The 6,379-nt window shown below is 43.2% G+C and carries 6 protein-coding genes; 4 read left to right on the forward strand and 2 right to left on the reverse strand.

The window, feature by feature from the left end; genetic code table 11:
• Positions 1 to 54: 54 nt before the first annotated feature.
• Positions 55 to 579: a DUF3332 domain-containing protein gene (locus AB4238_RS07605; RefSeq protein WP_372032606.1), complete on the reverse strand. Its 525-nt coding sequence runs from the start codon at positions 577 to 579 to the stop codon at positions 55 to 57.
• A gap of 309 nt (positions 580 to 888) precedes the next feature.
• Between AB4238_RS07605 and AB4238_RS07610 the strand changes: the two genes are divergently transcribed.
• Positions 889 to 1,632: a spermidine synthase gene (locus tag AB4238_RS07610; RefSeq protein WP_372032608.1), complete on the forward strand. Its 744-nt coding sequence runs from the start codon at positions 889 to 891 to the stop codon at positions 1,630 to 1,632.
• A 50-nt stretch (positions 1,633 to 1,682) separates the two neighbouring features.
• Here AB4238_RS07610 and AB4238_RS07615 read toward each other — a convergent pair whose 3' ends face one another.
• Positions 1,683 to 2,333 carry a DUF4937 domain-containing protein gene (locus tag AB4238_RS07615; protein WP_372032610.1) on the reverse strand — a complete coding sequence of 217 codons (651 nt, stop codon included), beginning with the start codon at positions 2,331 to 2,333 and terminating at the stop codon, positions 1,683 to 1,685.
• Positions 2,334 to 2,589: 256 nt separating this feature from the next.
• Between AB4238_RS07615 and ahpC the strand changes: the two genes are divergently transcribed.
• The 3 genes from ahpC (at position 2,590) to AB4238_RS07630 (ending at position 6,224) form a co-directional block, all read left to right on the forward strand.
• Entirely contained in the window at positions 2,590 to 3,159 is a 570-nt protein-coding gene (gene ahpC, locus AB4238_RS07620; RefSeq protein ID WP_372032611.1) for an alkyl hydroperoxide reductase subunit C, read from the forward strand.
• A 262-nt stretch (positions 3,160 to 3,421) separates the two neighbouring features.
• The gene (gene ahpF, locus AB4238_RS07625; RefSeq protein WP_372032613.1) at positions 3,422 to 4,984 is read left to right on the forward strand and encodes an alkyl hydroperoxide reductase subunit F; all 1,563 of its coding nucleotides are present in this window, start codon (positions 3,422 to 3,424) and stop codon (positions 4,982 to 4,984) included.
• A gap of 172 nt (positions 4,985 to 5,156) precedes the next feature.
• Positions 5,157 to 6,224, forward strand: a complete 1,068-nt coding sequence (locus AB4238_RS07630; protein ID WP_372032615.1) for a GGDEF domain-containing protein — start codon at positions 5,157 to 5,159, stop codon at positions 6,222 to 6,224.
• Positions 6,225 to 6,379: the final 155 nt, after the last annotated feature.

Raw genomic sequence — 6,379 nt, forward strand, 5'->3', positions numbered from 1 at the left:
CTAAATGATCGGCATTAGATATTTATCACCCTTTTTTATTTTTAGCGGGATTCATTAGCTCTGCTGATATTTTACCAGCTCATCTAAACCTACTCGTGCAATAAAGGTATCATCTAAGTAAAAGTCGACATGCTTGTCTTGCTTGAGTCCTGACATCAACTGTTGGCTGCCATCTTCATAGGTGAGTACCATCAACAGAGTATTTTCATCTTTTGCTTCAATGGTCGCTTGTGTCAGTTTAATTTCTGGCAGTGGTGCTTTAGTCAAATCACCGTTTAAATGCTGATTGACTTTGAATATTGCTTCTACTGGCATATCGACAACAGCCGGAGATCGGCCTGTCACCGGGTTAGTGCCAGTCCAAAACTCAACACTATTGACTATAAACAGATCGGCAGTCGCTGCTAGGCCATATATTGGGCTCATTAATACAAATAAGCCAGCACGGCCATAGCGGTTATCAACAGCACTTAAATTACCTTTGGTCACCATCGCACTGAGTCCCATTTGTCCCATGCAACCCGATAGTTGAGTGGTCAATAAACCGGTTAGTACTAACGCAGATATTTTGTTTTTCATCGTTATATTTAGATTTTTCTATATCATTTAAGCAGGACGCTGATTGTAAGTATTAGCGCAAATTGAATTGCGATCGCCTTCTCATTACTAGGTTGATATTTTGCTGAGTAAGTTACTTATTTGTACCGCTTTGATAATGATTCTGTTTAGTCTTGGATTAACAACTAGGCAATGGTTTTATTGGTAAGGATAGTGTTATGTGCGAGTGGCTGGGGAACTAGCGTTGGGGAGCAATTTTAGACTGTTTTCATCCCATTCAATTGTTATTCAATTTAACGCATAATAGTTAGCGCTATTACTGGAGAGCACATGTCAGAACACCAAGTACTACATCAAACTGAAGATCAATACGGCCCACTTATTGTATTGGACGATAAAGAGAGCAGAATTTTAGCCTTTGCTGAAAATGATGAGCAAAGCAAACTACTTAAAGCGGCGCCGCATATCCCGCAGCACACTTATGTGCAAGCGATGTTATTGGTGTTGCTATACAGCCAACCTAAAAGCGCCATCGTACTTGGTTTAGGGGGCGGGGGACTGATCCATGCTTTGCGTCATTTCGATGCTGGTATTAAGTTGACCGCCGTTGAGCTGAGAGCTGATGTTATTGAAATAGCTAAGCGTTACTTTCAATTGCCAATGAGCAAAAAACTGAAAGTGATTAATCAAGATGCGACTCAGTTTTTAGCTGCGGGCGATCATAAACGTGTCGATATCATATTTACTGACATATACAGCGCCGAAGGCGTCGATGCGGTGCAGGTATCGGAAAATTTTATTGCTCAGTGTGCAGCGCTAATAAAAGCTGATGGCTACTTGGTACTTAACTGCTGGAAAGAGCACAGTAAAAATCGTGAGTTATTGGCATACCTTGAGCAATACTTTGTTGAAGTGCGTGCTTGCCTGACTGGTAGCGCTAACTGGGTGGTGATTGCGGGTAAGGCTAAACGAGATATCAGTGCCAGTGGGCTCAAGCAGCAGGCACAAGCTTTGTCACAAAAGCTCGATTTTCAATTAGGCCGCTCGCTCAATCGATTTGATGTGTGGCAATAACGCCGTTAAATCTTGGCTGATCTTATTGATTTAGTGCCGTTTCGCCATCCTTAACATAACCAATTTGGCTCAATATTGATTTGAAAGTCAACAATGCTTGCTATCATTGGGTTTTGCTCTGTAATTGCATACTGCTGATTGTGCAGAGCGCGCTGGTGGCTTAATTCATTCAGCCAATAGCTGACGAGCATAAATTGCTGTGGATGTTTGTTTGAGCGCAATAGTAAACCAGTTAACATGCCAGTTGGACCAGTCATCGCAGAGGCCAAAGTTTTACTCTGCTGTTCGATAAAGGCTGCTGTGTTGCTCGCTAATACTTCGCCGCGAGAGATGTGTATAAACTGCGCACTATTGACGTGTGCTTTTATGGCGTTGCAACTCGTAAAGCCTGAATTTACTTTGGCGTGACAGTTGTTAGCGGCAACCTCTAAAACCCGAGTAAAGTAGTCAACCTCAATACTGCTATAGCTGCCCTGTTGCTGGGTTTCTTCTGCAATGGCATCGTGAGCAAACTTCATAAACCGATCAGCGGCGTTTTTTGATTCCCATAAAGCTAAGATTATGGCGCTGTTCTTTTGCCAACCACCGCTTTGAGCTATAAACCCGTCGGACTCTGCAGTGCGTTGCCAACAAGCTTGCCCTTCGCTAAAGGTGCTTTTGAGCGAGGGGATAACCTGGCAGTTAATAAATTTTGCAATCATGATTGATACTTCCTTGTAGATGGCTCCAGTGGAACAGTCGATACCACTTGGCTAGCATAGCACTCATCCTAAGTTCGGAAAAACAGATTAAGATAATAGCTTTTATCCGTTATCTTAATTTTTCGTGCTGTTCTATTATTCTCACATCGAAAACGAACTGGCTTAAAGAGACTCATCATCACTCATCTCAGTTTGTTGAATTATAAAGACTCATCATCTTATTTTTAAATTTTAGATTATTAAAACGGAGCTTCACATGCATCAATCAATCATCAACTCAACTATCAAGCCTTTTTCAGCCACAGCTTTTCATAAAGGTGATTTCCACCCAGTAACTGAGCAAGACCTATTGGGTAAGTGGTCAGTCGTCTTCTTCTACCCAGCTGACTTTACTTTTGTTTGTCCAACAGAGCTAGGCGACATGGCTGACCATTACGAGAAGCTGCAATCTATGGGCGTTGAAGTTTACTCAGTATCAACTGACACTCACTTCACTCACAAAGCATGGCATGCAAGCTCTGACACGATTAACAAAATCCAGTACCCAATGATTGGTGACCCAACTGGTGTAATCACACGTAACTTTGGTGTGATGATTGAAGAAGACGGCTTAGCACTTCGCGGCACTTTCGTTATCAATCCAGAAGGCGAAATCAAAGTGGCTGAAGTACATGACCTAGGTATTGGTCGTAGCGCATCTGAGCTAGTACGTAAGATTCAAGCTGCTCAGTATGTTGCTACTCACGACGGTGAAGTTTGTCCTGCAGCATGGCAACCAGGTGAAGAAACATTAGCGCCATCAATTGACCTAGTGGGTAAGATATAGCTCAAGATCAGTTGGACGATAGTGTGCTAACGAGCCCCATCTCTTGTTATCACACTTGATATTCACCATCGAGTTACATCTCCATCGTTCAGCTTGGTACTCCCCTGATACTAAGCTGAACAACCCTCACTGATCTAACGTTAGTCGCTTTGCCTTTTTTATTTTCGATTCATTTTTATTTTCAAGACTTAAGCACAGGCTTACGGCCACGGCTGTCTGTAAGTTAACTAAACCGAATTGCTTTATCTATTTAGGAGTCATCATGTTAGATGCAAACGTAAAAAATCAACTGAATACCTATCTGCAGAACCTTAAACAGCCAGTTGAGCTGGTAGTGTCTACTGATGACAGCGCTAAAGCTCAAGAACTTAAATCACTGGCTAATGATATCGATAGCTTGTCGACACTTGTTTCAGTTACAGAGAAAGTCGGTAAACGTACCCCCTCTATGGCAGTGATAAACCCACAGCTTGGTAGTCAAATTACTTTTGCTGGCTTACCTATGGGCCATGAATTTACCTCTTTGGTTCTTGCTTTACTGCACAGCGGCGGACACCCAATCAAGCTCGATGCGGATGTGATTGCGCAGATCCGCGATCTACCGGGTCAATATCAGTTTGAAACCTATGTATCGCTTAGCTGCCAAACCTGTCCTGAAGTCGTGCAAGCGTTAAATATGATGGCGGCAATCAACCCCAATATTACTAACGTGATGATTGATGGGTCTTTGTTCCAAGATGAAGTCAGCGAACGCAATGTGATGGCGGTTCCTTCGGTATTTCTAAATGGTGAGCAATTCTCTATGGGAGCAATTAGCACTGCAGAGATCCTTAACAAACTAGACGTTAATGCTGCTGGTCGTAGAGCTGAGCAACTTAATGACAAAGAGCCATTCGAAGTCTTAGTCGTCGGTGGTGGTCCTGCTGGTGCATCAGCAGCTATCTACGCTGCTCGTAAAGGTCTACGTACTGGCATTGTTGCCGATAAGTTTGGTGGTCAAGTGGCTGAAACGGTAGGTATCGAAAACTTTATCTCTGTTAAAGCGACGGAGGGCCCTAAGTTGGTGGCAAATCTTGAAGCACATGTTCACGAATATGATGTAGATATTATGGATAGTCAGCGCGCATTGAGCTTAAAGTCAGGTGAACTGTTTGAACTCACGCTTGAAAGTGGCGCCGTACTGCGCAGTAAAACTATATTACTAGCAACCGGTGCACGCTGGCGTGAAATGAACGTCCCAGGTGAGCAAGAGTACCGTGGCAGTGGTGTTGCATACTGCCCTCATTGTGACGGTCCACTGTTTAAAGGTAAACGTGTGGCGGTTATCGGTGGTGGTAACTCAGGTATCGAAGCTGCAATTGACCTTGCGAACATCGTTGAGCATGTCACAGTACTGGAATTTGATAGTTCCTTGCGTGCCGATGACGTGCTGCAGCGCAAAGCAAAATCAATGGGCAATATTGAAATCATCACTCAGGCGATGACCACTGAAGTGACTGGTGATGGCAGGCGAGTCAACGGCATTAACTACACCAATAGAGCGACAGGCGAGTCACACCACGTTGAACTGGCGGGCATTTTCGTACAGATAGGTTTGGTGCCGAACTCTGAATGGTTGAAAGAGACAATTGATATGACGGCTAGAGGCGAAATCATTGTCGATGCTAAAGGTGAAACATCACTAGCAGGTGTTTTTGCCGCAGGTGATGTGACCAACTCAGCTTATAAGCAAATTATCATTGCAATGGGCAGTGGCGCTACCGCTTCACTGGGGGCGTTTGACTACCTTATTCGCCACAATGTTGATGAAGCGGTTGCAGCATAACGCTTAGTATTTTGTTTGCTCGACTTATTCATCTCTTAAGAGCCAGTGTTTACTGGCTTTTTTTTATTGGAAAACTCAACTAACATTGAAGTAGTAAAATCGCTATTAATACTAGGGTGTTAGTCTGAACAGCAACCAATATAAACATCAGCTCAAAGTTGAAACTCAAAAAATCCTTCAGACAGGGATCTTTTGGGCGATGTATATGACGCTGTTTTTGGTGCTGGTAGTGATACTTAATACCTATTATTTTGCCCATGATATCTATGATCTCAAAGATATTCTTCCTGAGCTAGCGCCAGTGACCTTGTTAGTTCTCATAGGCTTTGGCGCAATTAAATTAAGGCATATCGATAGCGTAACCCCCAAGCAAAGCCAGCTCTTTTTAATGTTGCTTATTTTAGCTTGGTGTTACCTGCTCTATGGGCTTATTCAGTTATCATCAGCTCCTCTGCCAGGTATAGAATCTCTGGCAGATATTCTCGTGATGGTGTTCGTGTTTGCCTTGTTTCCCAATCGAAAGGTGATGTTAATCGGTATTTTACCCTTTCTATTGTTCTCCTGTTTTTATCGATTACACGAGTTTCCTGAATCTCCTGTATATCCACTAACAAAATTCGCCTGTGTATTGGCAATAATAGTCTCTGGGCAAAAAATTATTTCTGGCTGGTTTATTAAGGCGGTGATCCGTGATTTTGAAAAGCAGAAACTCGTTAAGCAATTTAAACGTTTAGCACTCATCGATGGGCTTACTAACATTAGCAACCGTCGGCACTTTGATGAGACTTTGAGTCAAGAGGTACGCGTTTCCGATAGGAATCATCATGCGCTAACGATTATCCTGATTGATATCGATTTCTTTAAACGCCTTAATGATACGTTAGGACATCAAACGGGTGATGAGTATTTGATCAAGGTGGCGGAAGTGATTAGTTCTGCGGTCAATCGTCCGCGGGATTTAGTCGCGCGTTATGGCGGCGAAGAGTTTGTTATCGCCCTGCCCAATACTAATCTTGACGGTGCAATTAGAGTCTCTGAAAAAGTCAAAGAGTTACTGCAACAAGCTGAGCTACTGCACCCATGCTCAGATGTATCGGATCAAGTGACATTATCTCAAGGTTTAGCACAATGGGAGCAAGGCATGAGTCAAGACCAGCTTATAAAGGCGGCTGATCGCATGTTGTATCGTGCTAAATCAGCCGGTCGAGATCGTTACTGTTTTGACGGCGATGATTACTAGGGGCTGTTGACCTTTCGAGCTTAGTTTTTGTTCGGCTCTTTACCGTAAAGAGTAATGCTTCTAGTACAAGGCTTGAGCGATAAAGCTTAGCTGACTAAGCGAAAAGCTCGTAACGCACTCTAGTCATAAAAGAGTAAAAGAATTGAAACGAACCC

The organism is Shewanella sp. 10N.286.45.A1, assembly GCF_041470405.1.
Taxonomy (GTDB): Bacteria; Pseudomonadota; Gammaproteobacteria; order Enterobacterales; family Shewanellaceae; genus Shewanella.